This is a genomic window from Segetibacter sp., from assembly GCF_025963695.1.
GTDB lineage: Bacteria > Bacteroidota > Bacteroidia > Chitinophagales > Chitinophagaceae > Segetibacter.
This window is the reverse complement of record NZ_JAOQAH010000077.1, coordinates 1-24,538: the sequence shown is the minus strand read 5'-3', so window position 1 is coordinate 24,538 and position 24,538 is coordinate 1. Positions and strand designations below refer to the sequence as shown.

The following is a 24,538-nucleotide window of genomic DNA, read 5'->3' as shown; positions in this document are numbered from 1 at the left end:
GCACATAAATAGATCGATATGACCAAATCCATTTTTATTGCCACCACCGAGCCATATAGCGGAAAGTCGGTTGTTGCCCTTGGTTTAGTTAACATGTTATTGGGCAAGACAAAACGGATTGGATATTTTAAGCCAATTATAAATGTAGACCCGCTGGAAGGGAAGGATGCACATATAGAAACGACGATTGCTTATTTTAACCTCGACATAAAATACGAGGATACTTATGCTTTTACCAGGGCGCAGGCGCTGCGGGAGATGGAAAATGAGAGCCAGGGAAGCATGATGAATACGATCATCAGGAAGTACAAAAAAATTGAAGAAGAATATGATTTTACGGTAATTGAGGGAAGTGATTTTCTTGGGGAAGGGACTGCATTTGAATTTGAGTTGAACCTATCCGTTGCAAAAAACCTGGGTACGCCGGTGATTGTTGTTAGCTCTGGAGAGAATAAAAGTACTGCCGAAATTGTAAGCGCGGTGCTTAATGTAATGCGCAATTTCAGTTCCCGAGAGGTGCAGGTGTTGGCAGTAATTGTGAACAAAGTGAAACCGGAGCAGGCAGACGATATTCGTCAGTTGCTGACAGATACATTTAACGACGGAACAATACTGGCCGTAATACTTGAAAACAAAGCGCTGGCCAGCCCTAGTATGAAGGAGATTTTAGAAAATCTTCAGGGGGAGTTGTTGATTGGTGAGCAGCAGCTGAGTAACCAGGTAGATAATTTTGTTATAGGTGCGATGAACGTGCCTAACTTTTTAAATTACTTGAAAGAGAATGTGCTGATCATAACTCCCGGAGATCGCGGGGACATGATTATAGCGGCGATTCAGGCAAATTTGTCAGCCAGTTATCCGAAGGTAGCGGGAATTGTACTTACTGCCGGACATCAACTTGATGAACCTATTATGCGGCTGTTAAAAGGTTTGGAAACAGTTATCCCGATCATATTTGTGCAAACAGGAACGTTTGAGACCTCTCAGAAAATCGGTGCAATAAAATCGAAAATAACACCTGATAACACAAAAAAAATTCAGCTGGCTATTAGCATTTTTGAAAAAAGCGTCGACCTGCAGGCGCTTGATCAAAAGATCGTAACCTTTACTTCTGAAGGCATTACTCCGCACATGTTTCAGTACCAATTGGCCAAGTGGGCGAAAAAGAAGATCAAACACATTGTTTTGCCGGAGGGAAATGATGAACGAATTTTAAGGGCCACAGCAAGGCTGGTGAGCGAAGAAGTGGTTACCCTTACTTTGCTTGGTGATCCTAAAGAAATTGCTTTATCGGTTAAACGCCTTGGTCTAAGTCTCGATCTTAGCCGCATTCGTATTATCAATCCCGCTTATTCTGAGTACTATGAGGATTATGTAAACACTTTGTACGAGTTGCGTAAGAACAAAAGCGTAAACCTGGAAATGGCCCGCGACCTGATGGCCGACGTTTCTTACTTTGGAACTATGATGGTATATAAAGAGCATGCAGATGGGATGGTTTCGGGTGCAATTCACACTACGCAACATACCATACGTCCTGCCTTACAATTTATAAAAACCAAACCTGGCATTACCGTGGTTTCTTCAGTGTTCTTTATGTGCCTTGCTGACCGCGTTTCTGTTTTCGGCGATTGTGCGGTTAACCCAAATCCAACTGCCGAGCAATTGGCAGAGATAGCCATTTCATCTGCAGCAAGCAGTCAGCGGTTTGGTATAGAGCCGCGCATTGCCATGCTGTCTTACTCGTCGGGCTCGTCGGGCGAAGGTGAGGATGTTGAAAAGGTGCGCAAGGCAACTGAAATTGTAAAACAAAAACGACCCGACCTGAAAGTAGAAGGTCCAATACAATATGATGCGGCGGTGGATCCCACAGTAGGTAAACAAAAATTGCCCAATTCTGAAGTTGCAGGGCAGGCAAGTGTACTAATATTCCCAGACTTAAATACAGGTAACAATACCTATAAAGCTGTTCAACGCGAAACCGGTGCTTTAGCTATTGGCCCAATGTTACAAGGACTTAACAAACCCGTCAACGACCTTAGCCGTGGTTGTACAGTTGATGATATTTTCAACACGGTAATCATTACCGCCATACAAGCCCAGGACGAATAAGTTAATTGCAAAATGGCGTAATTTGAAAATGTCGCTTGCTGCCATAACTCCTTCCATATTCTGCATATTCGAATTTTCTCATTTTTGAATTTTCACATTGTTTCATTTTCACATTCTCAAATTATTCCGATGAATATTTTCGTGGTCAATAGCGGCAGCAGTTCAATTAAATACCAGTTGTTTAAAATGCCTTCTAAAAACCCTGTTTGTAGTGGTTTGCTTGATCGAATAGGATTAAGTGGATCAACAATTACACACAGAGTTTTTATAGGTGATGAAAAAAAAGTTATCAAAAAAAGCCTTTCTCTTAGTGATCATGAAGCTGGATTAAAGGAGGTTGCTGCACTGCTGACGGATAAAGAGTCTGGGGTAATTAAAGATCCTGAAGAGATAAGTGTAGCGGGTCATAGGGTAGTACATGGAGGTGAAAGTTTTGCTGCAACGGTAGTGATAAATGAGGCGGTAAAAGAAGAGATTAAAAAACTTTTTCCATTAGCCCCCCTTCATAATCCGGCTAACTATATGGGCATCGAGGTAGCCGAAAAAATTTTTACAAAAGCAGTTCAGGTAGCGGTTTTCGACACCGCCTTTCATCAAACTATGCCTGAGAAAGCTTTTCGTTATGCAATACCTCAGTCTTTTTACAAAGATCTTCGTATTCGTGCGTACGGCTTTCACGGCACCAGCCATAAGTATGTAAGTGAACGAGCGGCTGAATATTTACATAATGATGCAGCAAAAGTCGTCACCATTCATCTTGGTAATGGTTGCAGCATGGCAGCTGTCGATGCCGGTAAGTCCATCGATACCAGCATGGGGTTTGGTCCTTTAAGTGGTCTGGTTATGGGCACGCGCTCTGGCGATATTGATCCATCCGTTATTTTTCATTTGGTTGACGAGGTAGGTTATGATCTTGATAAGGTAAAGGCATTGCTAAACAAACAAAGCGGCATGCAGGGGCTTACCGGATTTAGCGACATGCGCGATATTTCAATAGCAATTGCTGCGGGTGACAGAGAAGCAGAGATGGCTTATGAAATGTATGCTTATAGGATCAAGAAATATATTGGCTCTTACGCAGCAGTGCTAAACGGCCTGGATGCAATTGTATTTACAGCAGGAGTAGGAGAGAACGATGCAAACATTAGAAAGTGTATTTGTGCAAATCTTGATTTCCTGGGAATTAAACTTGACGAAGAAAAGAACAGCCAGCAATCAACTGGGTTAAGAGAAATTAATGCTAACAATGCCCGCGTTAAAATTTTAATTGTTCCAACTAACGAAGAACTCGAAATTGCGCAACAATGTTACGAGCTGTTGAATAATTAGTGTAGGTTTTGTTACCACCGTTTGATTTAAAAATTCACATCCTGCTAATGAACATGTTTATTTTTTTGTTACCGGCGGCAGAATATCTATTAAACATCGTTGTGTCACACTCTTGTACTGCAACAGAAAATGAGCTGGTTTTAAAGCCCCTTTAGGGGTTTAGGGTTACTCTTACATGGCATTACGTTCATCTGTAGTGCTGCTATGTAGCCTGCTTGTATTTGCTGTTATTTAAAAATGACTGTTCCTAATTGACGTGTAATTTTTTGCTCTTCGTCTTTAAGAACCTTGTGAATTTTAATTAGATCCATTTGCTCTTCAAATGAAATTGCTTTTTCTAGATCTCGCTGATTTTCGTCAAACATTTTTTTGATCTTCCTGAGTTTAAAGTAGTTCAAACTCATGGTAACATCCTGCCTGCTGATGTCACGATTATTTATATTCATTCCTTCTATCTTTGAGTCCCAGCGCGGGCTCAATTCATATTGCTGAATGCTTAAAAGAACTGCAAGTTTCCGTACGCTCTCATTTTCATCATAAAGCAACGTTTTTGTCGAAGGCTGCTGGCCTTTATAATAATAATCCTTGTAAGTCTGTAATAAGTTATCCAGGTTAGGATCTTCAATCGAGTACTGCTCCAGCTCCTCAAAAATGTAATCAGCCATTGTTCTTTCTTCATCCCATGTCAACAACCCATATTCCAATAAGGCTCTCAACAAATTTTTTTCCTGGTATTCATCATTTATAAGCAGCGAGGAGGTATCGTCAGTATCAACAGTATTTTCAGACGCCCCAGGTTGAGGGTCAGGATTATTTATTTGCCTGTTTTCCTCCTTGGTAATTCTTTCACGCTTCAGCTTATTAACCAGGGTAGTAAGGCCGCTCTCATCAATTTTAAGAATACCCGAGCATTGCCTGATATAGTCCTGTTGCTTCGTAAAATCTTCCGCACGGTGAAATTTGCTCAAAGTTTCCGCAACCTGGTTAACCACCGCTGATTTTTTAGCGGTATCATTTCCGGCATCCTTTAGCATTACTTCCAACTGGAATATGATAAAGTCTTTTTTATTTGCATCAACAAATGCTCTAAAAGGTGTCGCTCCAATTTTCTTTACATAACTATCCGGATCTTCATTGTCAGGTATCAGCACCAGTTTCACGTTGAGCCCTTCCTCCAGTGCCATATCCAATCCTCTCAGCGCAGCTTTCACTCCAGCATCATCACCATCATATATAATGGTCAGGTTGTTCGTATGCTTCCTTATAAGTCGTAACTGGTCAATAGTTAGCGAAGTTCCTCCACTCGCCACTACGTTTTCAATACCTGCCTGGTGCAGGCTCACAACATCTGTATATCCTTCGACCAGCAAGCATTCATCAAACTTGTTTATTGCCTGCCTGGCAAAATAGGTGCCGTATAGTATTTTGCTCTTAACATAAACTTCATTCTCGGGTGTATTAATGTATTTAGGTGCCTTATCGTTCGATTTAATAACTCTTGCCCCAAAGCCAATAATCTTTCCACTCTGATTATGTATAGGAAAAATAATACGGCCACGGTAGTTATCGTAGAACGTATCGTTTCTTTCAGTCACGAGCCCGCCCTTCTGAGCAATCTCAATGCTAAACTGATTTTTTATTAGGCTTGCCGTCAGGTCGTCTTTTGCTTCCAGGTTATAACCTAACTGAAATTTTTCAATAACTTCTTCACGGAAACCCCGATGTTTCAGATAAGAAAGTGCAACGGATGTACCCTCCTCGGTTTCAGTAAGATTTTTTGAAAAATGTTTTTGTGCAAAGGAATTCAGAATTAGGAGGCTTTCTGCCACTTGCTGTTGCTGCTTTACCTCGGGGCTTGTTACAGTTTCTTCAATTTCAATATTATATCGTGTTGCAATCCACTTAAGTGCTTCAACGTAACTATACTTTTCATGCTCCATGACAAAGCCAACAGCGTTACCACTTTTGCCACAGCCGAAACATTTATAGATCTCCTTACTGGGGGAAACGGTAAACGAAGGCGACTTTTCGTTGTGAAAAGGACAGTTGCCGAGATAGTTCGCACCGCGCTTTTTAAGCTTGACGAATTCCCCCACTATTTCCACTATGTCTATTCTATTAGTTATTTGTTGTATCGTCTGTTGTGTAATCATGTTTATTCAAAGCGAATATCTGTAATTAAAGGCAGGCAATCACCGGACGCGGATTAAAATTTGGCATAATTATTTTATTACATGTGTGGAATAAGGAAATCAACTATACTTTTTTTGGGGGTTTTTTCATGTTAGGGTTAAACGTTGCCCTCCGGAGCTTATTCGGGGGGTTTATTTTTAAAACTAAAACATTAGGGGTACTGTAGAAAAGTTTCCTCCCTTTGCCTGGAGGATAAGAAGAAAGCGAAAAAGTAGGTGTAATAGAAATAGAATTTTCCCAGTTGTTTAGAGATTTTAAAGTGTGCGGTTCTATATATAAACAAGATTTTAAGGGTTTATTAATTGCACTAATTGTAGGCGTTTCAGCAATGTTTCCTAAAGTAATAGATGTGATTAAAAGCGTAAACCTGACAGAAAGAGAGCTTGTTCTGTCTTTAAAGCAGAAAGATGAAAAGGCATTTGGTCACCTCTACGACCAGTACGCACCGATTATTTACGGAATAATTTTAAGGGAAGTAAATAATCACGACATTGCCTCGGAGATTTTAAAAAGCACATTTCTTAATGTTATTAATGAATGCGATAATATTGACTGTGTAAAGCACTCCTTACTGATATGGCTTCTGGTGATGACTAAAAAAACAGCCAGTGCTAATTTTAAAGTTAATATCAATTTCAATTCCTTGTTGAAGTCTCAACAACTCTCTTCGAGCAGCGTTGGTTATCAAAACACTTCTCTTCGTACTTGTCTCTCTTAGCCCGGCTACTACACAGGTTAGAATTTTACCTTAAATCTTGTCACACTCATCACCTACGCTACTTACGGATTTTGCTACAACTGTTGTTTGTCACCCTTTCTAATGCTGTCATCAATCCGATATTACAATCAGCGTACAGCTTTTGACAAATCGTGCCATTTCTGCAACTACTAAAAAAAGTTTATTTTCTGTTTTCCCTCGTAATTAAAAGGAACAGTGACGTAAAATCCTCCTTTTCCAACTCGCGTAGTTCCCTTTGCCCCTAGTGTAACTTCTTTATTAAATAAGATAGTCCAAGAGTTTTTAAATAAACCCTTCATGTCTACCCGCATGCTTGCAGGTAAGGTAAACTCGGCAGATTTTGGAATAGCCATTAAAGTATCAAGCACAAATTTTCCGAGGTAGTTACTGTCAATATAAAGATCACAGTCTACATTTTTCAATGTCACTCCAAAAGAGTTTGGATTAAAAAATACAAGGTCCATAGAAACCTTGGAAGTGTTAAGGCCAAAACTTTCTACTCTTATGTTTTTTACATCTTTATAATCAAAGGCAGTTGGCTTTTTACAAGAGATACAGAAAAAGGATAACAGAACTAGAAATAAGAGGAGGAGCTTACACATGCAGACGTTTTGTGCAAAGTAACAGTTTTTATAGTTCGGTAAAAATGAAAATAAATGGCTTACATTCGATGCTAATATTTTTAGAAATAGGACGTGATTTCTGGCAATGCCTTAAACGATATCATTACTATTATTTTTAGTATTATCATTGTGAGTTAACAGACTATCTTACAGTATTTTATATACGATAACGGAATTTATTAGTACTACTTTTTTACCCATATTTAAGTTAATAGTATCTCATAAAAAAACTTTCACTAATCATATACTTTATAGACCTATAAAATGATATTAATCACTGATTGTCAGTTGTTTCCACCGATTGACTTCTTTAAAAAAGTAACGGAATACAAATATGTTGAAATTGAAACATGTGATTGGTTTAAAAAATCTACTTTTCGAAATCGATACATTATTGCAGGAGCAAATGGGCTGGTAAATCTGACAGTTCCGATTGCAGGGGGAAGGGAGCAAAAAAGATTATTTAAAGACGTCAAGATTGATAATGCAGATAATTGGCGTATTAAGCATTGGAGGAGCATCGTCTCCTCATATAGAAAATCTCCCTTCTTTGATTATTACGAAGAAGAAGTAAGAGCTCTGATTTTTAATGGAGAGGAAAAACTGCTCATCTTTAATATTACAATACTCAATAAATTCTGTAATCTATTGAATATTAGCAGTTCTGTTAGTTTTACAAGTGTTTATGAACAGCTTGCAGAAAACAAATTTGACTTTCGCGATACGTTATTGCCTGCCACCTTCCAGGCGAATGGGGAGAATTGGCAACCGAAGTATTCACAGGTGTTTGAGGAGCGGCGGGGCTTTCAACCTAATTTAAGTATTCTGGATTTGCTTTTTTGTGAAGGTCCAAATGCTTTGAATTTGATGGAAAAGAGTGTTGGTTAGATTGTCAAGTACCGTCATCGCTTCTCTTTTTATTACACGTCTCCAGTTGTAATGGTCTGACTATCAATTTGTTTTTATCGATCTATTTACGATATGCTTGAGCTTTTAATTTCCTCAAGCCATTTCATCTTTTGTTAGTTAACCAGGTAAATCTATTTAGTACTCCAAGTAGTTATGGGTAAACTACTGTGAAATGCAATTTCAAAAGCAGCCGTTTTCTTTCAGCTTAAGTTTGCTTGTTTACTGTAAATTGCCAGTCGTTTAACCCCCGTTCATGATTTTTAAAAGTTTCTTGAAAACCATTTTTTATTTGTTCATTTTTCCCAGCGTGGGGGCGCAGGATCTTAGCAACAAGGGTACCGAGTTCTGGGTAGGTTACGGTTATCATCATGCTATGACACATGTGACGAACCAGCAGGAAAATGAGCAAGACATGGTTTTGTATTTTACCGCTGATGAAAATGCGACAGTGAAAGTAGAGATACCGGCACTTGGATGGACTAAAACATACGCGGTATCGGCAAACAATGTGACAGAGTCAGACGCAATACCAAAAATTGGTTCACAGGATGCAAGGTTATTATTGGAACAAGTATATAAGTCGGGAATACACATTACCAGCGACAAACCAATTGTGGCTTACGCACATATTTATAATGCAAGTGTTTCCGGTGCGACTCTACTGTTCCCGGTTGCTACTTTAGGCCAGGATTATTATTCCATAAATTTTACCCAGCGCTCAAATACTCAAGATGCGAATTCCTGGGTGTATGTAATAGCTACAGAAGATAAAACAACTGTAGAAATAACTCCTTCAGCCAATACGCTTACACACGTAGCCGGACAGCCCTTCACCGTTTCGTTAAACAAAGGCGAGATTTATAACTTAATGGGTACTACCAGCGGGAATGTGGGGGTTGACCTTACCGGCACGCGCATTCGCTCAATAAGTACCGGTACTTCTGGTTGTAAAAAAATTGCTGTTTTTTCGGGGTCCGGCAGACTCTCTATTTATTGTGGCAATACCGTTACAACTTCCGACAATGTTATTCAGCAGGCATTTCCAAGGAGTGCGTGGGGAAAAAAATTTCTTACTGTTCCTACGGCAAAACTTCCTAATAACTATTTCCGTATCGTAGTTTCCGATCCCTCTACAGTTGTGACAGTGGATGGATCTCGCCTTACTAACCTTACCAATAATTTTTATTACGACATCCTAACTAACAGCCCAAAAAGTATTGTGGCAGACAAGCCAATTACGGTGGCTCAATATATCACCTCTACCAATAGTTCTGACGGCCCTACCTGCGGCAATTCCTTTAACTTCAGCGGCGATCCGGAAATGATATATATAAGTCCTGTAGAACAAACAATTGATAAAATAACACTCAATTCTACATCGCATTTTAAAATAACATCTCACTATATTAATGTTGTCATCAAATCTTCGGCTGTTTCTAGTTTTACTCTTGATGGGGCTAACGTAAATTCTTCGTTCATTTCTCATACCCAGGATCCTTCATACTCTTACGCTGTATTCACCGTCGCGGCAGGAGCGCACAGACTAAAGGCGGATGTAGGCTTCAATGCGATTGCTTACGGCTACGGAGGTACAGAATCCTACGGTTATAATGCAGGAACAAATATCAAAGATCTCTACCAGTTTTTGTCCCTAAGAAATGAGTATACTAAAATTAATCTTCCTCTAACCTGTCAAAGTACTAAGTTTTTTTTCTCTATCACTCTTCCATATAAGGCTTCGTCACTTGCCTGGGATTTTGGTGCAAACACGAACATCACTCCCAATAATAATATCGCTCAAAATAGCCCTCAACCTGATTCTTCATACATCCTGGATGGCCGCAGTTTGTACGTTTACTCCTTACCCCTGTTGTATTCGTTTAACTCAACAGGTACTTACCCGGTTAAGATAACTGCCAATAATCAAACAAGTGATGGTTGTAATGGTATTCAGGAGTTGACTTACAACGTGCAGGTGATCGACCGTCCTGTTGCGGCCTTTGCGGCTACTGATACCGGTTGTTTGACTGACTCGGTTTTTTTAACAGACGCCTCAACTGGAAATGGAAGACAGTTAGTTAAGTGGAAGTGGGACTTTGGCGACGGAACAATTGATACAATGATGAGTCCTCATAAGGCTTTTGCCAAATCAGGTACTTATAGTATTAAGCATACATCGATAAATGATATCGGTTGCTTTGCCGACACTACTAAACTTTTTACGATCACTCCACAGCCAATCGCAAATTTCAATTTTTTAAAAGCTGGATGCGAAGGAAATCCGGTAACATTTACTGATGCATCTACAATTGAAAGCGGGAGAATTGTAAAATGGAATTGGAATTTTGGAAATGGAAAAGCAATTACAAATTTGACAAATGTGGCAGTAACCAATAGTTTCAACGCCGGCACTTATACTGTGAGTTTACAAGTGGAAAGTGAGGCCGGTTGTAAAAGTGTAGTATCAGAGCAAGCGGTTCTTATTGAGACTTTGCCGGTTTCAAATTTCATAGCACCGCAGGTTTGTGTTAATGATCCCTTTGCTGCTTTTGTTGATAGCAGCCGCGTTGCGGAAGGTGGGGCAGGTGTGGGGTTAACTTACAATTGGAATTTCGGTGATGCTAATGCAACGCCTGAAAACCCAAATATTTCTACTGTACAAAATCCGCAACACAAATATTCTGCTGCAGGTCCTTATAATGTGGCGCTGACTGTAACTTCAAATGCCGGTTGTACTGCAACAAAAACCAAAGCTGTTTTTATTAATGGAGGATTGCCTATAGCAAATTTTGAGATAATAGATGATGGGCCAGTGTGTAGCAATGCACAAGTTCGAATTAAAAATGGTTCTTCTATAGATATTGGAACGATTACTAAGACACAAATAATCTGGGATTTTCAAAATAACCCTACAACCATTGAAACTGATGATACCTCCGTTACTGGTAAAATGTATTACCACACGTTTCCTGCATCACCAACGGTGAAAACTTACCAGGTGAAAATGCTTGTGTTTTCGGGGGCCAACTGTTTTAATGAAAGAATAATACAGGTAACGGTAAATCCCGCTCCTAAAGTGGTTTTTGCAGACGTGCCGGAATTTTGCGTAAACTCGGGTGTACGCTTGATAACACAGGCAAAAGAGACAAGTGGACTGACAGGAAGTTTTTTATTTTCGGGAGGTGGTATTGCACCGGAAGGCCTTTTCAATCCGGTGACTACTGGAGCAGGGAGCACTGCAGTTACATATACATTTACTTCTGATGCCGGCTGTAGAGACTCGGCCTCTCAAATTATTAAAGTAACATCAAATCCGACTGTGAGGCTCAGTTCACCATTGTATGTTTTAGAGGGAGGGTCTACAGTATTAAATCCTTCCGTCACCGGAAATGCTGTAAAATATTTCTGGACCCCGTCGACCTATCTCGACAACCGGAATATTAAGAGCCCGATAAGTTTGCCAAAAGATAGTATTACTTATAAGTTATCGGTAACAACGCAGGGAGGTTGCGAAGGAAATGGAGAAGTTACAATTTTGATACTTAAAGATCTTGGTATTCCAAACTCATTTACGCCAAACAATGATGGCGTAAATGACTTTTGGAATATTCCTTCCTTATCAACTTACGTGGATTGTACGGTAGAAGTATTTAACAGATACGGAGCAATTGTTTATCGTAGTGTTGGTTACACCAAACCCTGGAATGGAACACTTAACGGCAGCACGCTGCCAGTGGGTGTTTATTATTATATTATAAATCCTAAAAACGGTAAAAAAGCATATACAGGTAATGTGACTATTTTAAGATAGCACATACGAAGGATGGATATTAAGCGTTGAAGGTTTTAGTGAGATAGAGCGTGGGATTGTAATGTGTTGCACAAAGGGCAATTGGTACAAGTGTGCGACGCAAGAAATGTGAACTAGTAGTACATATGCTAAGGCAGAAAAATTTCTATAATATTTGCTACTAGTTCTCTAATATAATATGAAGGCGTACGAATAGGTGAAGCAATGGGTTCTAGCAAGAATGCTATAAATTTAAAAAATGAAAAAAGGAATTTCTTTTGCCATAATTACTTGTTGGATTTGTGTTGCTTCTTATGCTCAACAGCTTCCTCATTACACTCAATATGTTCTTAATAATTTTATTTTAAATCCTGCAGTAGCGGGGATTGAAAATTATACCGATGTTAAAATTAGCCACCGGCATCAGTGGGTCGGTATAGATGGTGCCCCTGTTACCACTTACTTAACCATACACGGGCCTTTAAAGAAGAGTGATTATGCGCGGGAGACAGCAACCGGTTTTCATGCGGAAGGTGAAAACCCGAGGGGTAAGGCGTATTGGCAGGATTATGAAAAAGCAGATCCGCATGCAGGAACTGGTCTTACAATTTTAAACGACCGTACAGGGCCGCTTAATCGTTTTGCAGCGTATGGGACCTATTCTTATCACATTGGCATTTCGAGCAAAACAAGTCTATCTGCCGGAATTTCTGCGGGAATAAAAAATACTTCTTTAAATGCTGGAAAACTGTCTTTTGATGTGCCTGTTGACCCGGCCGTAGCCGGAAGTGGCTATTTGAATAGGTTAAGCCCCGACATGAATGCAGGGGTCTGGTTGTACTCGGCTAATTATTTTGCAGGCATTTCAGCTCAAAATATTATTCCCTCCAAATTAAAATTCTCAGAAGATACAGTGAAACTGGCCGGGGGACGACAAATACCGCACATGTTTTTGACAGCGGGGTATCGTTTTTTTGTAAACGATGACATTACTTTTTTGCCAAGTACGCTGGTAAAATATGTAACATCGACGCCTGTTAGTTTTGACTTGAATGCCAAGCTACAGTACCAGGATTTTTTATGGGTTGGCGGTAGTATGCGCTATAAAGACAGTTGGGCCGCGATGGCCGGACTAAACATTAGTAATGCAATAAATATTGGTTATTCATACGATATCACTACTTCACAACTTAATACTGTTAGCAGGGGTTCTCATGAAATTGTTGTTGGATTTCTTCTTGGAAACAGATACGGGGACTGGTGCCCGAGAAATTTGTGGTAAAGCAATTGGTGCTATACATTAAAATGCGCTGTTTACAGAAATAAACAGGGCATTTTTTGCCGAAGGAAAATTATTGCTGCATGTTTCGTATGGCCGTGCGCATTTTCTCGAGTTCCTGCAGTTTCTCTTGCTTTTTCTCTAGCTCAGAACTTAGTTTAGCTATTTTTTTATCCTGGTCTTTTGTTTTGTTGTTCGCGTCATTTGCATCTTCTGCATCTTTAAGCGCTTTATTTGCTTTCTTTTTTGCACTCTTTGCATCTCCTATGTCGCCATTGGTCGCCTTCGATGCCTGGTTGCTACTTTCCATTACAGAACTCTGGGCATCAGAAACAGCATTAGCTGCTTTTGCCTGGTAACCCGGAAGGTTGTTTTTTGCAATTGCTAGTTTGGAAGTAAGTTCTACAATGCTATTACTTACTTTCACGTACTCTTCATTTAGTTTAACTGTGTCTGCAGCTGACTTATATTTCTGGGAAGAGGCAGAAAAGCTTGTTAGAACAAATATCATAACAGGTAGTAGAAAAGTAAATTTTTTCATTTTGTTTGTTTAATTGTATGCTTAATATGATGCCTTTTAAAATAGGTCTGAACAGAAGGTTCTTATGAAACAACATCCAGGCGGGTTAACAAAGCAACTATCAGGCCGCTTACATCCTTTCTCACTGATAACGGGGCGTAAGTAGGTAAATTGTCAATATATTTAGTTTATTGTGAAAGTAACAGACTAAGCAGAAGTACGCTGAAATAGTGCTCTTATCTTATCATTGGCTTTCTAACTAAATTTACAAATCACACACCATTTGTTATGTTCAAGTTAGTGTTATTAGTATCACTGTTAGCACCCACCTTTGTAAACGGCCAGGTTATTAGAGATTCTATTTTGATTGAAGGTCATTACCGAACTTTTAATTTCAATAATCCTGGAGACGGTGAGAGATCGAATCTCGTCTTTGTTATGCATGGCTCAGGTGGTAACGGAAAGGATATGATGAATTCAACAACGGGTCTCGAAGCGAAGGCAGCAGCAGAAAAGCTTCTTTTAGTTTACCCGGATGGCTACCAGCGTTATTGGAATGAGTGCCGCAAAGCAGCAACATCCACCGCCAATATTGAAAACATTAATGAGAATGCGTTCTTCGAGGGAATGATTGATTACTTCGAAAGCAAATATCGTATTGACAGCAAAAAGGTGTTCGCAGTTGGTACTTCGGGTGGAGGACATATGGCATTCAAACTGGCACTTACAATGCCCGACAGGATTCGAGCGGTGACTGCTATTATTGCCAATTTACCCGATACCAATAATTTTGATTGTATAGAAGTAAAACGCCCCATTTCTGTAATGATTATAAATGGCACTGAAGATCCGTTAAACAATTACAACGGGGGAATGATGGTTTTAGGAAATGTGACTTTAGGTCATGTTCGCTCAACTGATAGAACTTTTAGTTATTGGTCTAGCCTGGCTGGATATAAGGGGCAGCCGGTGAAAGAAAGTTTACCTGATACAGATCCTTCAGATGGAAGAACAATTGAGCGATATACTTTTAAAAAGAAAGGAAGACCAGAAGTGGTACTGTTAAAAGTTATTGGTGGAAAGCATGACTATCCAAAAGACATTGATGTGCATGAAGAGGCCTGGCAATTTTTTAAAAGGCAATTATAAAGTTGTATAGTGAAAAGACGGGTTTAGGGTATTTCAAAAAATATAAAATTTCTAGCGAATGAAGTTGCTGACTAAAAATGTAACCTATTTACTAATATCTGTATTGGTAATTACAGGATGTAAGAAAGATACTGAAGTTGTTAATTCTGGCACCGGCGCAGAGTTGTTTGTTTCTGCTACCTCTTCTGGGTCTTATACAAAAACACAAATTCAGGCTTTTGCATCAGCGGCTGGTTTAGCAAGTTATATCCCTCTAATAAAATACGATGTTGATTTTTTTAAATTCATCTATAAAACTAACTTTAAGGGTAGCACAATACAGGTTTCGGGATTGTTAGGTGTTCCAAAAAACCTTCCCTTTGTGCCGTCGTTGCTGAGTGCCCAGCATGGAACTATGTTTAAGGCAACGGAAGCACCGTCTAACTTTCCTGCAACCTTTACCGGCTTTGAATTATTTGCCGCGGGGGGATTTGTTACCGTTATTCCTGATTTTATAGGTTATGGTGTGTCGCAACACATACCTCATCCTTACTATGACCAATTGTATTCGGGAAAGGCTGTCGTTGACATGATCAAAGCGGTGAAGTACCATCTCGCGCAACAAAAAACTGCGTTCAGCAACCGGTTGTTTTTATTTGGATACTCAGAAGGCGGGTACGTTACCATGGCCGCTCAGAAAGAAATAGAGACAAATGCAACCCATAATCTCACGGTTACCGCAGCCGCGGCAGGCGCAGGAGGTTATGACTTAAACGGCGTGCTGTCGGCTATTGCCGGCACTTCAAGCTATTCTGCACCTTCGTACCTTGCTTTGCTGCTGAACGGATATAATAGCACATATAATTGGAACCGTCCGATGACCGACTTTTTCAAACAGCCTTATGCCGACAGGATACCTGCATTATTGAATGGAACAAAAGATCGCGGACAAATAGATGTACAATTAAACAATTCGCCTACTGCATTATTTAACCCCGTTTTTTATGCAAACCTGTTGAACGCCAGTGGTGAGACTGCATTAAAGCAAAAACTTACTGCTAATAGCTTTGTTGATTGGGTACCAAAAAGCCCTACTCGTCTCTTTCATGGAACGGCTGATGAAGCGGTTTTTTATCAAACATCAGTGACCACTTTTAATAGATTTAAAGCTGCAGGAGCTACTAACGTTGAATTATTTAGTGTTCCAAATGGAACGCATGAATCAAGCGTGCAACCTATGATAGAAAACGTTTTACCATGGATTCAATCACTGGATAAATAAACAACGTTATTGAAGAAAAGGTGTTTTGTACGTTGTGAGAACATAGCTGTTAGCCAACTTTTTTTGCGAAAGTCTAATGTTTTTTCTTTTTCTTGTTGCTGCCTGTGATATTACTTTTGCCTGAGTAAGTTTATACTTTTTGTTTTTTTGCCGAAAGAATACAATCATCCTGCATTAGTTTGATTTGTATTTTAAAGGTCAGTGTGGACGCAATTCTTTACGATAACCTATTAACCTTACCATGAAAATAGCTACTTATAATGTCAATGGTATTAATGGCCGTTTACCTGTGCTGCTTCGTTGGCTGGATGAAACAGAGCCGGACATCGTATGCCTGCAGGAACTAAAAGCGCCGCAGGAAAAATTTCCTGAAAAAGCTATACAGGATGCCGGGTATAATGCGATCTGGAACGGGCAAAAAAGTTGGAACGGGGTAGCTATACTAGCTCGTTCAGGAGAAATACAAGAGGTACGTAGGGAACTTCCAGGAGATGCAGAGGATAATCAAAGCCGGTATATTGAAGCGATGGTCAACAACGTTCTTATTTGTTGCCTCTATCTGCCAAATGGCAATCCTGCTCCCGGGCCCAAGTTCGACTATAAATTGAGATGGTTTGAGAGGTTAACCGCACATGCTGCAATGCTACTTGTTTCTGGTAATCCTGTGGTTCTGGCCGGAGATTACAACGTGATGCCTACAGCGCTGGACGTATACAAGCCGGAGCGTTGGAAGGACGACGCGCTGTTTCGCCCGGAGGTGAGGCAAGCATTTGAAACACTGCTTGCACAAGGGTGGACAGATGCAATACGGAAACTTTACCCCAACCAAACCATCTATACATTTTGGGATTATTTCCGCGACGCGTATAATCGTAATGCCGGTTTGAGGATCGATCATTTTCTACTTAGTCCTGGCATCGATAACCGTCTCATTGCTGCCGGGGTTGACTCTGCTGTTCGCGGCTGGGAGAAAACAAGCGATCACGGGCCGGTTTGGATCGAGTTGTCAGATGACTAAGTTTGATTGATCTGAAACAAATAACTAAAAATATTTGCCTGACAGTAGTGCAGTGCAAAGTAAGCGGCCCAGTTTAGGAGAGCATGGTAAGGTATTCGTGTAACGTTATTTTTGATAAATCCTCACGTAATCCACGACCATCTTTTGAGGAAAAATGCTATTTGCGTCGGGACTTCCTGGCCAGTTGCCACCGACAGCAACATTTAGAATAAGAAAGAAATCTCCATTGAAAGGATTATTACCTCCGGTGATCTCCCCTTTATTTACAGTGTAAAATTTATTGCCGTCGAAGAACCATTGAATGGAGTTCGCATCCCATTCTACTGTGAAAACGTGATAGTCGTCAGAATAGTGCCCTGAAGGCAAAACATAATAGCCGCCCTTACTTAAGTGACTGGCCGGGTTTACTCCCCAATGAGCGGTGCCATAAGTCTTAGAAGGGGTTTCTTTATTTATGGCTTCCATTATATCAATTTCGCCACAAGCCGGCCAACCAACCTGGTCAATATTTTCGCCTAACATCCAAATAGCTGGCCATAGCCCGGTGGTTGCAGGCACTTTTGCTCTTATTTCAAACTTACCATATGTGAATTTTCTTTTTCCTTTTGTGGTAAGTCTGGCAGAAGAATACGCATTGCTGCCTATTCGTTCCTTTTTGGCTTCTATTATTAAATTCCCATTTTCAATATAGGCATTGTTAGTACCACTGGTATAATTCTGCAATTCATTATTACCCCATCCTCCTCCTCCGGTTTCATAATTCCAGTTAGTGGTGTTTAGTGTAGTTCCGGTAAACTCGTCACTCCACACCAGTCGGTAATCAAATCCTGGATTTTCAATAAATACTGTGGCTTTCTCAACTTTTAAAGTTGCGTTAACTGCATTAGATAACTTCAGGCTAAAATTTTGCGTGCTGCTCATTAGCTTTCTTCCAATCAGCTGTACTGCTACTTCGCCAGTGACTGAGCCAGGATTAATAGTTAGAGTACCTGCCACGGGCACAAAGTCTATATTAGCTTTGGCCGTACCCTCCTCAGTCGTATAATTAACCGTAATTGTTTTGTTACTGACAGGCGCAACAGTAACTATTAATTTTATCGTAGTGTTTACAGTATCTCTTACGGGCCAGATATCGGATATAGATAAATAAGAAGTTGGAAGATTGCTTTCCCCGGTATCTTTTTTACAATAAACAAACGGCAATAACAACAAGAGACAAACAACTGCGAAAAGTTTCATTATATTATTTTGAAGCATTGTTAGAAACCCTTAAGATCCTGGTAACTGTAGCAAATCTATGAATACAATTTCCGCAAACGTTCTGCTATAAAAAATACTTATAAGAGACATAATAAGTACACGAAGAAGCAATAGCATGGAGAATGATTAAAACAAAGAAGCCCGGCGATAACTAAAATAAAAGCCTCTGTAAATTCTGTTACAGAGGCTTTTATTTTAGTTATAGATCTTACTTCTAACTGCTATAAGCGTTTCCTTCGCCAAAATGAGAATTTGCACTGGCTGTACCACTGGTAGCACTACCTGAGGTATTACCGGTATTTTTAGAAAAAAAGCTTTTATACTTTTCAGGTACATACTCATCGTAAAGTTTTTGGCCCTTGGCTTTTAAATCACCCACCAGGGTTTCCTTTTCGGCACTACTTAACTTAGAGTACTTGTAATAAGCAAACGCAGCTAAACCAGCTAATAATAAACCTCCTGTTCCTTTTCTATTTTGCATAATCTTCTTTTTTTACGGTAAATAATACTGTTTAAATTAATAAAAACCGTGCCTTAATAAACAACAAGGCTTAACTGGTTTTTAGAAATACAATAAAAACAGTGTAATCACATGATGGGTTGTATTCGCATTTTATTAGATACTTATAGCTGTTTCTTCTCCATCACAATAAAAACTAATACTTCTTAAGCAGCTCGTGGCGTATCAAATTTTCCCACTCTTTTTGTTTGAGTTTGTTGTTGCTGTGCCTTGTTTGATCATCATATTTTTTTTGAAACTTTTGTAAATACCGAGTATAACGGTTAAAAATTCTGATAATCTCATTTTTAAAATTCTTACTGTAGACTGTTTTTTCTGCCTCTTTTTTAAATTGTCTGCCGACTACTTCGCAAATATCAAAATGTAATTGTTCGTGCCTGAGGGTACCAGCGCTTCTTTGCGATTTTTTACTCCATGATTTTGTTTTATCAAACGCTGCATCTATATCAAAGCTTACTTTAATAAGCTTTCCTTTAATGGAAGAATTGTATTTATAGTGTATTCCTACTGCTGACATTGCCGCAAAAGGACTATTTGTCTCTACTTCTCCTTTAAAGTCTGTCCACTTTATTTTTACGTTATCACCCCATTTTAAAAAGTCCTTCTGACTGTGTGCGGGAAAATAAATTAAAGTGCCGATGATTATGATTGGTAATATTTTCATTCTGTTAAAGGAATAATACATTTTAGGATCGAAGCTAATATAGAATGAAATAAAAGCGTTCCTGATATTTGCTTAGCTGCAGGGAGAATTCAAAGAAGAAAAGTTTACCATAATGAAGGATAACAAGGGCTGGTAGTTTTATGATTTTGAAGCAAAAATTGCCCAACCTTCCATAATTATTTCAACAACTGTGTAATGCTATTTAGCCTAAATCGGTAATAATTAAACAAGCAGTAGTGGAATGATATTATTAATATTTTATAACTAAAATTATTATGTATGGACTTTATTAAAACAATCGACTCTTCAGCGGGAGAGGAAGTACAATTGTCTTTTAAAGATTACGGAAAGGGCAGACCTATAGTGTTAATACATGGGTGGCCGTTGAGCAAAGAAATGTGGGAGTACCAGATTGACGACCTGATAAGTGCGGGCTTACGTGTTATAAAATACGACAGACGAGGATTTGGCAAATCATCGAAACCGTGGAATGATTATGACTATAACTCGTTGACTGCAGACCTCCATTCGATTATGGAAACCCTTGATCTTCGCGATGCTGTATTGGTTGGTTTTTCTATGGGGGGAGGAGAAGCTGTTCGCTATTTAAGCAAATATGGAAGCGACAGGGTTTCAAAACTGGTATTGATTAGTGCAGTTACACCTTATTTAAAAAAGACTGATGATAATGAAGACGGTGTGCCCGGTGAAGTGTTTGAAGAAATGATGACACAAATGAAAAAAGACCGCATAGCATTTCTCGATGACTTTGGTAAAAAGTTTTTTGGAGTCAATCTTATTAGCCATCCGGTTAGTGCACCTTTGCTAGAGTATTACCGTATGCTCGCTTCTGTTGCAGCGCCAAGAGCTACTCAACATTGTGCAGTTTCCTTTGCATCCACTGATTTTAGATCTGATGTAAAGGCTATAAAAATTCCTACACTTATTATTCATGGAGATGCTGATCAAACCGTTCCGATCAAAGCCAGTAGTGAGCGAACGGCTGCGATGATGCCAAATGCTACCTATAAAGTATATGAGGGAGCACCACATGGTTTATTTTATACACATCGTGAAAAGCTTAATCAAGACTTGATTGAGTTTTGCAGGTAAGGTAAAAAAGTGAAGTTTATTTTGGAATAGCGGCATTATTGTCGCTATTCTGCTTATATAAGCAATCTAAAAAACCCGATGTGTGTTTATGTTTCCTCAACCAAGACTATCAATAGGATTACGGCTACGAAAAAAAGTTAAAGATCGATTGTAGTAGATATTTAGAAATCTTAGCTGATGAGTTTTATATAAATGTACAAGTGAGTGACACAACAAAAGCTGCCATTAATACTGAAGATGGTAACATTAAAACTACTTCAAATCATCATAAAGTTACAACGAGTGCTTACTTGCCATCAGCTATTTACAGCATCTAGACAAATTTGCATTCGGAATACGGAAAATGTATTTTTATTACATCGGCTTGAATTATAGTTTTAATCGGTGGGATGTTTTGTGATTGGATGAAAACCAGGTTTCGATAGTTTACAAAAACCTTTTTAACCATGAGTGAAGATTTTGAAGCTTCAAAGAGCGCCGGCGTACATCATCAACTAAGTAAACTGGAAGGTAAGTGGGAGGGAATAGCCAGAACATGGTTTGAACCTGGTAAACTTGCTGATGAGTCACCGATAACCGGCACGATGCGACTTATTCTTAGTGGCCGATTTATACTTCATGAGTATGTGGGGAGCCTGCAGAATAAGTCTTTCGAAGGCATAGCCATCTACGGCTATCATCTGGGACTTAAAAAATTTCAGGGTGCCTGGATTGACAGCTTTCATAATGGCACTGCAATTATGTTTTCTGAAGGAAAAAAAGGAAGTGAGGATTTTACAATGCTTGGCAACTATGCTTATGTAACTCCCGATATTGAACAGTATTGGGGCTGGCGTACAAAAATTGATTTTGTAAATGATGACGAAGTGATGATTATGGCTTACAATGTTTCGCCGGAAGGTGAAGAAGCTAAGGCAACAGAGGTGGCTTATAAAAAAGTGAAATAGAACGAATTATTCGTGTAAACAAAAAAAATACAGATGATTACAAAGGGGGAAATATTGCTTTTTATTTTAGTTATGTTTACTGTTACTGCAAACAGTCAAACACTAAAAAACACCTCTTACAAGAACCAGGTGGGAGAAAAAGTGCTAAGACTGGAAATTACTTTACCAGATAATATCACTTCAGTCTGGAAGTTTTTTACAACTGATGAAAAATTAAAAAAATGGGTTGCCCCTATGGCACATATTGAACTAAAGTTGGGCGGGTATATGGTAACCAATTATGATAGTACTAAATCGCTTTCGGATAGCAGCTCGATTATACTGCCCATTCTTAGTTATATCGACAACGAACTGATTTTATTTAAAGTAAATTTAAACAATCACTTTTCTAAAACCGCACAAGAAAGCGATGAAAATTTGCAGGAAATCATTCAATTTATTAAAGTGGATGACAAACACACAAAGATAATTTCCTCGATGATAGGCTGGAAGCCAGGCAACGACTGGGACAAGATATATGACTTTTTTGTAAAAGGGAATGAATGGACTTACAAGGAATTATTGAAGAATTACAAATAAGAATCGAGTTAACTCTTCCCAACAAATTGTTGCCTGCTCCGTTTCACAATATTACCAGAAGCGCTTGTTCTCCTGCAAACTCTCCATAACCGCTATTCCTTTTGGAAGAATTTTAGCCTTTATTTCTTCCCCGTGACCAAAATGTTCTACCTGGTAATAATCTTCATCCACCTGGTAAACTTCACGGTCAGTACATATCAATGCGTCGTTCCTTAAATTGTAGATATACCTGTACGTCTCTTTTTTTGATTGAATGTTTAGCACGTTTTCATCCAGTGTATAAAACTTGTTATCATCCTTAAACTGGTATAAGAATTTGATTATTTGGTAATGCGAATGATTCGTAGACTCTGCTTTCACTTATTGCCTTTTAATAATTAATAAAATAATTACAATACCAATGATGACTCATGTTTTAGATAAGTTGCATTATATCACACGCAAGCGTTAGTGTAGTTTTAAATTGAGTTTTTATTGAATTACTGAGATTGTCTAAGGTTACAAACTAAAAAGCATCTCGCTTGCAGTAAATTGACAAAAGACACCCATAGTGAAACCGCATTGCGACTGCTCATATCCGGGCTCGGGCCGGTGAAGTAGCAAGGAGCCTTGAAGCAGTTGATGACATTTTTTCTAGGGGCAGAGAACGGAAATTTTTTCTGGAGATAGTGCCGGACTAACAAATGGTATATTTAGGTTTAGCCCTCTGAAGATCAATAAAATCGCCATGGTAGCTACAAAAAAAGGAACAACACGACGGATAGTATTTCGTACAGCAATACCAATCATAAAACCAAAGTAAGAAAGCAGGAACATGGCAGGCAATGTGCCTAAACCATAAGCAACCATAAAACCGGTTGCACTTGTGACGGTGCCTGCGGCTAAAGCGCCTGTGATAGCCATATAAACAAGTCCGCAAGGGAGAAGGCCGTTAGCCGCGCCAAGCATGTAAATACTACCTAAGGAAGGTTTGCCAATGAATTTTGATACAAGTGTTGTTATGGAAGCGGCAATGGCATTGTAACCAGGCAGGTGAAAGACCGGCTTTTTGAAAAAGTTTTGTACAACGATCATCAGGATAACTATTCCTGCTATTATTGAAAACCATTGCTGAAAGCCTGCAAGTGAAATTTGTCGTCCTAACAATCCGAAGATTAATCCCAGAACACTGTACGTAGTGATGCGACCAAAGTTATAAAGCAATATGGCAAAGGCTTTTTTGGCATCAGGCATGTTTTGCGTGGGGATTGAAAAAGCGAACGCGCCGCACATTCCTACGCAGTGGAAGCTGCTTATGCCACCCAGTACAAGCGCTGATATAAAAAATTGCAGGCTCATTAATCAATGGATAAATTCTGCTCGGTATAATATTGTTCATTTCCTATCTGCCAGTTCAGTTTCACCGTGTAATTAGCTTTTGCAAGCTTTGACTTATCTATCAACATTAGCCCTTCATCGTTTATGGCCAACGGCAGAGTACGGTCGTTAGTTGAGTTAACGGGGCAATAAAAAAGTGCTTGTCCTGTAAGCGCTAAACCCTGCACTTCCTTCGGCAGTTGAATGGCAACTTTATTACCGTTGTCTCTTATTACCACGTTACCTATTTTGTTTACGTTGTTCATGCCATCAATTTTATCCTGGTAGCGCAATTCTTCTTTATAATAGTCTTTTGACACCAGTTCAAAATTTTGCTTCATGCACATATACACGAGGGTGCTCATTAGTAAAGCAAATGCTGCAAACACCAGTAGTAATTTTGTTCCCCAGGTCATATTAAGTTATATGTGGTAAACCCCAAACCCCTAAAGGGCTTAAGAAATGTGTTGATTATTGATCCCTATTAATTGCTCCGCCGTAAAACGGTATTATCTGAGCACAAAAGTGGATTATTGATGTTTTTAAAAAGATGACTTGTATCATGTGCTTTTATGAACTTAGTTGGAACGATGAACTAGTTGCGGCCGGAATGCCGACAACAGTAACCTCTGTAGTAGCGGCTTTCCATCTTCAAATTTTTCAAATTTCCCTTATTTTCAAATTAATCTCCCACCGGCCCTAAAAAGTTGGTTTTAAGTACTGTAATCTTTTTGTCTCCTTCATATAAGGCAAGATTGAGTTCTGTTTTGCGTTGGTGTATTTCGCTCTTAGGTAACACTACGAAAAACGAACCGCTTCCCTGGCCTTCTTTTGCGATCGTTATGTATGATTTACCTATAATCTCTACGTTACCACCTTTCTGTTCCAGCTTCACTGTAAGTGGTATTTCGGCTTGCGTCTTATTTGCAAGCTTTATATTGTACAGGTTCGAAACACTGTCTTTGCCTCTTTCCTGGTAAAGGATGCCAGGGGTGCGCATAATGGTAGCATCAATATCCTTCCGGGTAAAAAGAATGGCTGATAAAACCAGTACTACAAAACCACAGGCAGCCGTATACCATTTCATCCTGCTTGTATACTTTAAAGGTTGTCCGTGCTTTATGCTGTTTTCAGAAGCGTATCTTATTAAACCCCGGGGCTTGCCAATTTTATCCAT

At 39.3% G+C, this 24,538-nt stretch carries 22 protein-coding genes; 12 read left to right on the top strand and 10 right to left on the bottom strand.

What is annotated here, in order from left to right:
- Nucleotides 1-18 precede the first annotated feature (18 nt).
- Both pta and JWR87_RS13085 read left to right on the top strand, forming a co-directional pair.
- Nucleotides 19-2,112 (top strand): phosphate acetyltransferase, encoded by a 2,094-nt coding sequence (gene pta / locus JWR87_RS13090; protein WP_297820779.1) that lies wholly within the window; start codon nucleotides 19-21, stop codon nucleotides 2,110-2,112.
- A gap of 129 nt (nucleotides 2,113-2,241) precedes the next feature.
- Entirely contained in the window at nucleotides 2,242-3,441 is a 1,200-nt protein-coding gene (locus tag JWR87_RS13085; RefSeq protein WP_297820777.1) for an acetate kinase, read from the top strand.
- 227 nt (nucleotides 3,442-3,668) lie between these two features.
- On the opposite strand, the gene dnaG is transcribed toward JWR87_RS13085, so the two are convergent.
- Nucleotides 3,669-5,594, bottom strand: coding sequence for a DNA primase (gene dnaG, locus JWR87_RS13080; protein WP_297820775.1), 1,926 nt, complete (start codon nucleotides 5,592-5,594; stop codon nucleotides 3,669-3,671).
- A gap of 281 nt (nucleotides 5,595-5,875) precedes the next feature.
- Here dnaG and JWR87_RS13075 point away from each other — a divergent pair, with 281 nt between their 5' ends.
- Complete coding sequence (locus JWR87_RS13075) at nucleotides 5,876-6,352, top strand: hypothetical protein (protein ID WP_297820772.1); 477 nt, start codon at nucleotides 5,876-5,878, stop codon at nucleotides 6,350-6,352.
- A 170-nt stretch (nucleotides 6,353-6,522) separates the two neighbouring features.
- Here the strand turns inward: JWR87_RS13075 and JWR87_RS13070 are convergent, their stop codons facing one another.
- Complete coding sequence (locus JWR87_RS13070; RefSeq protein ID WP_297820770.1) at nucleotides 6,523-6,837, bottom strand: LEA type 2 family protein; 315 nt, start codon at nucleotides 6,835-6,837, stop codon at nucleotides 6,523-6,525.
- Between the two features lie 423 nt (nucleotides 6,838-7,260).
- Here JWR87_RS13070 and JWR87_RS13065 point away from each other — a divergent pair, with 423 nt between their 5' ends.
- From JWR87_RS13065 to JWR87_RS13055, 3 genes are all read left to right on the top strand, one after another.
- Nucleotides 7,261-7,884 (top strand): WbqC family protein, encoded by a 624-nt coding sequence (locus tag JWR87_RS13065; protein WP_297820768.1) that lies wholly within the window; start codon nucleotides 7,261-7,263, stop codon nucleotides 7,882-7,884.
- 292 nt (nucleotides 7,885-8,176) lie between these two features.
- Nucleotides 8,177-11,716, top strand: a complete 3,540-nt coding sequence (locus JWR87_RS13060; RefSeq protein WP_297820766.1) for a PKD domain-containing protein — start codon at nucleotides 8,177-8,179, stop codon at nucleotides 11,714-11,716.
- A 238-nt stretch (nucleotides 11,717-11,954) separates the two neighbouring features.
- The gene (locus tag JWR87_RS13055; RefSeq protein ID WP_297820764.1) at nucleotides 11,955-12,977 is read left to right on the top strand and encodes a type IX secretion system membrane protein PorP/SprF; all 1,023 of its coding nucleotides are present in this window, start codon (nucleotides 11,955-11,957) and stop codon (nucleotides 12,975-12,977) included.
- Nucleotides 12,978-13,047: 70 nt separating this feature from the next.
- On the opposite strand, the gene JWR87_RS13050 is transcribed toward JWR87_RS13055, so the two are convergent.
- Complete coding sequence (locus JWR87_RS13050; RefSeq protein ID WP_297820762.1) at nucleotides 13,048-13,515, bottom strand: hypothetical protein; 468 nt, start codon at nucleotides 13,513-13,515, stop codon at nucleotides 13,048-13,050.
- A 267-nt stretch (nucleotides 13,516-13,782) separates the two neighbouring features.
- On the opposite strand from JWR87_RS13050, the gene JWR87_RS13045 reads away from it, so the two are divergent.
- The 3 genes from JWR87_RS13045 (at nucleotide 13,783) to xth (ending at nucleotide 16,922) form a co-directional block, all read left to right on the top strand.
- Nucleotides 13,783-14,643, top strand: coding sequence for a PHB depolymerase family esterase (locus JWR87_RS13045; RefSeq protein WP_297820760.1), 861 nt, complete (start codon nucleotides 13,783-13,785; stop codon nucleotides 14,641-14,643).
- A gap of 58 nt (nucleotides 14,644-14,701) precedes the next feature.
- Entirely contained in the window at nucleotides 14,702-15,904 is a 1,203-nt protein-coding gene (locus JWR87_RS13040; RefSeq protein ID WP_297820758.1) for an alpha/beta fold hydrolase, read from the top strand.
- A 241-nt stretch (nucleotides 15,905-16,145) separates the two neighbouring features.
- Nucleotides 16,146-16,922, top strand: coding sequence for an exodeoxyribonuclease III (gene xth, locus JWR87_RS13035; protein WP_297820756.1), 777 nt, complete (start codon nucleotides 16,146-16,148; stop codon nucleotides 16,920-16,922).
- Nucleotides 16,923-17,027: 105 nt separating this feature from the next.
- Here xth and JWR87_RS13030 read toward each other — a convergent pair whose 3' ends face one another.
- From JWR87_RS13030 to JWR87_RS13020, 3 genes are all read right to left on the bottom strand, one after another.
- Nucleotides 17,028-18,161: a family 16 glycosylhydrolase gene (locus JWR87_RS13030; protein ID WP_297820754.1), complete on the bottom strand. Its 1,134-nt coding sequence runs from the start codon at nucleotides 18,159-18,161 to the stop codon at nucleotides 17,028-17,030.
- Between the two features lie 235 nt (nucleotides 18,162-18,396).
- Nucleotides 18,397-18,663, bottom strand: a complete 267-nt coding sequence (locus tag JWR87_RS13025; protein ID WP_297820752.1) for a hypothetical protein — start codon at nucleotides 18,661-18,663, stop codon at nucleotides 18,397-18,399.
- Nucleotides 18,664-18,838: 175 nt separating this feature from the next.
- The gene (locus JWR87_RS13020) at nucleotides 18,839-19,366 is read right to left on the bottom strand and encodes a hypothetical protein (protein WP_297820750.1); all 528 of its coding nucleotides are present in this window, start codon (nucleotides 19,364-19,366) and stop codon (nucleotides 18,839-18,841) included.
- A 279-nt stretch (nucleotides 19,367-19,645) separates the two neighbouring features.
- Between JWR87_RS13020 and JWR87_RS13015 the strand changes: the two genes are divergently transcribed.
- The 3 genes from JWR87_RS13015 to JWR87_RS13005 all read left to right on the top strand — a co-directional run bounded on the left by JWR87_RS13015 (nucleotide 19,646) and on the right by JWR87_RS13005 (nucleotide 22,005).
- Complete coding sequence (locus JWR87_RS13015; RefSeq protein WP_297820748.1) at nucleotides 19,646-20,479, top strand: alpha/beta hydrolase; 834 nt, start codon at nucleotides 19,646-19,648, stop codon at nucleotides 20,477-20,479.
- A gap of 446 nt (nucleotides 20,480-20,925) precedes the next feature.
- Nucleotides 20,926-21,426 (top strand): DUF1579 domain-containing protein, encoded by a 501-nt coding sequence (locus tag JWR87_RS13010; protein WP_297820746.1) that lies wholly within the window; start codon nucleotides 20,926-20,928, stop codon nucleotides 21,424-21,426.
- A 33-nt stretch (nucleotides 21,427-21,459) separates the two neighbouring features.
- On the top strand, nucleotides 21,460-22,005 hold the full coding sequence (locus JWR87_RS13005; protein WP_297820744.1) for an SRPBCC domain-containing protein: 546 nt from the start codon (nucleotides 21,460-21,462) through the stop codon (nucleotides 22,003-22,005).
- A 51-nt stretch (nucleotides 22,006-22,056) separates the two neighbouring features.
- Here JWR87_RS13005 and JWR87_RS13000 read toward each other — a convergent pair whose 3' ends face one another.
- The 4 genes from JWR87_RS13000 to JWR87_RS12985 all read right to left on the bottom strand — a co-directional run.
- On the bottom strand, nucleotides 22,057-22,365 hold the full coding sequence (locus tag JWR87_RS13000) for a hypothetical protein (protein ID WP_297820742.1): 309 nt from the start codon (nucleotides 22,363-22,365) through the stop codon (nucleotides 22,057-22,059).
- 273 nt (nucleotides 22,366-22,638) lie between these two features.
- Nucleotides 22,639-23,343: a sulfite exporter TauE/SafE family protein gene (locus tag JWR87_RS12995; protein ID WP_297820740.1), complete on the bottom strand. Its 705-nt coding sequence runs from the start codon at nucleotides 23,341-23,343 to the stop codon at nucleotides 22,639-22,641.
- A complete protein-coding gene (locus JWR87_RS12990) occupies nucleotides 23,343-23,777 on the bottom strand; it encodes a FixH family protein (protein ID WP_297820738.1) in 435 nt (144 codons plus the stop codon). Before JWR87_RS12990 ends, JWR87_RS12995 begins: the two co-directional genes overlap by 1 nt.
- A 266-nt stretch (nucleotides 23,778-24,043) precedes the next feature.
- Nucleotides 24,044-24,538, bottom strand: a 495-nt coding sequence (locus tag JWR87_RS12985) for a FixG Ig-like domain-containing protein (protein ID WP_297820736.1), incomplete at its 5' end; no start/stop codon positions are given.

Bases quoted from the DNA above. Each gene is read 5' to 3' on its own strand.
- JWR87_RS13085 (WP_297820777.1), top strand. From the start codon at position 2,242: ATGAATATTTTCGTGGTCAATAGCGGCAGCAGTTCAATTAAATACCAG.
- JWR87_RS13025 (WP_297820752.1), bottom strand. From the start codon at position 18,663: ATGCAAAATAGAAAAGGAACAGGAGGTTTATTATTAGCTGGTTTAGCT.
- JWR87_RS12995 (WP_297820740.1), bottom strand. From the start codon at position 23,343: ATGAGCCTGCAATTTTTTATATCAGCGCTTGTACTGGGTGGCATAAGC.
- JWR87_RS13015 (WP_297820748.1), top strand. From the start codon at position 19,646: ATGGACTTTATTAAAACAATCGACTCTTCAGCGGGAGAGGAAGTACAA.
- JWR87_RS13070 (WP_297820770.1), bottom strand. From the start codon at position 6,837: ATGGACCTTGTATTTTTTAATCCAAACTCTTTTGGAGTGACATTGAAA.
- JWR87_RS13005 (WP_297820744.1), top strand. From the start codon at position 21,460: ATGATTACAAAGGGGGAAATATTGCTTTTTATTTTAGTTATGTTTACT.
- JWR87_RS13065 (WP_297820768.1), top strand. From the start codon at position 7,261: ATGATATTAATCACTGATTGTCAGTTGTTTCCACCGATTGACTTCTTT.
- dnaG (WP_297820775.1), bottom strand. From the start codon at position 5,594: ATGATTACACAACAGACGATACAACAAATAACTAATAGAATAGACATA.
- JWR87_RS13030 (WP_297820754.1), bottom strand. From the start codon at position 18,161: ATGAAACTTTTCGCAGTTGTTTGTCTCTTGTTGTTATTGCCGTTTGTT.
- pta (WP_297820779.1), top strand. From the start codon at position 19: ATGACCAAATCCATTTTTATTGCCACCACCGAGCCATATAGCGGAAAG.
- JWR87_RS13010 (WP_297820746.1), top strand. From the start codon at position 20,926: ATGAGTGAAGATTTTGAAGCTTCAAAGAGCGCCGGCGTACATCATCAA.
- JWR87_RS12990 (WP_297820738.1), bottom strand. From the start codon at position 23,777: ATGACCTGGGGAACAAAATTACTACTGGTGTTTGCAGCATTTGCTTTA.
- JWR87_RS13050 (WP_297820762.1), bottom strand. From the start codon at position 13,515: ATGAAAAAATTTACTTTTCTACTACCTGTTATGATATTTGTTCTAACA.
- xth (WP_297820756.1), top strand. From the start codon at position 16,146: ATGAAAATAGCTACTTATAATGTCAATGGTATTAATGGCCGTTTACCT.
- JWR87_RS13020 (WP_297820750.1), bottom strand. From the start codon at position 19,366: ATGAAAATATTACCAATCATAATCATCGGCACTTTAATTTATTTTCCC.
- JWR87_RS13055 (WP_297820764.1), top strand. From the start codon at position 11,955: ATGAAAAAAGGAATTTCTTTTGCCATAATTACTTGTTGGATTTGTGTT.
- JWR87_RS13045 (WP_297820760.1), top strand. From the start codon at position 13,783: ATGTTCAAGTTAGTGTTATTAGTATCACTGTTAGCACCCACCTTTGTA.
- JWR87_RS13040 (WP_297820758.1), top strand. From the start codon at position 14,702: ATGAAGTTGCTGACTAAAAATGTAACCTATTTACTAATATCTGTATTG.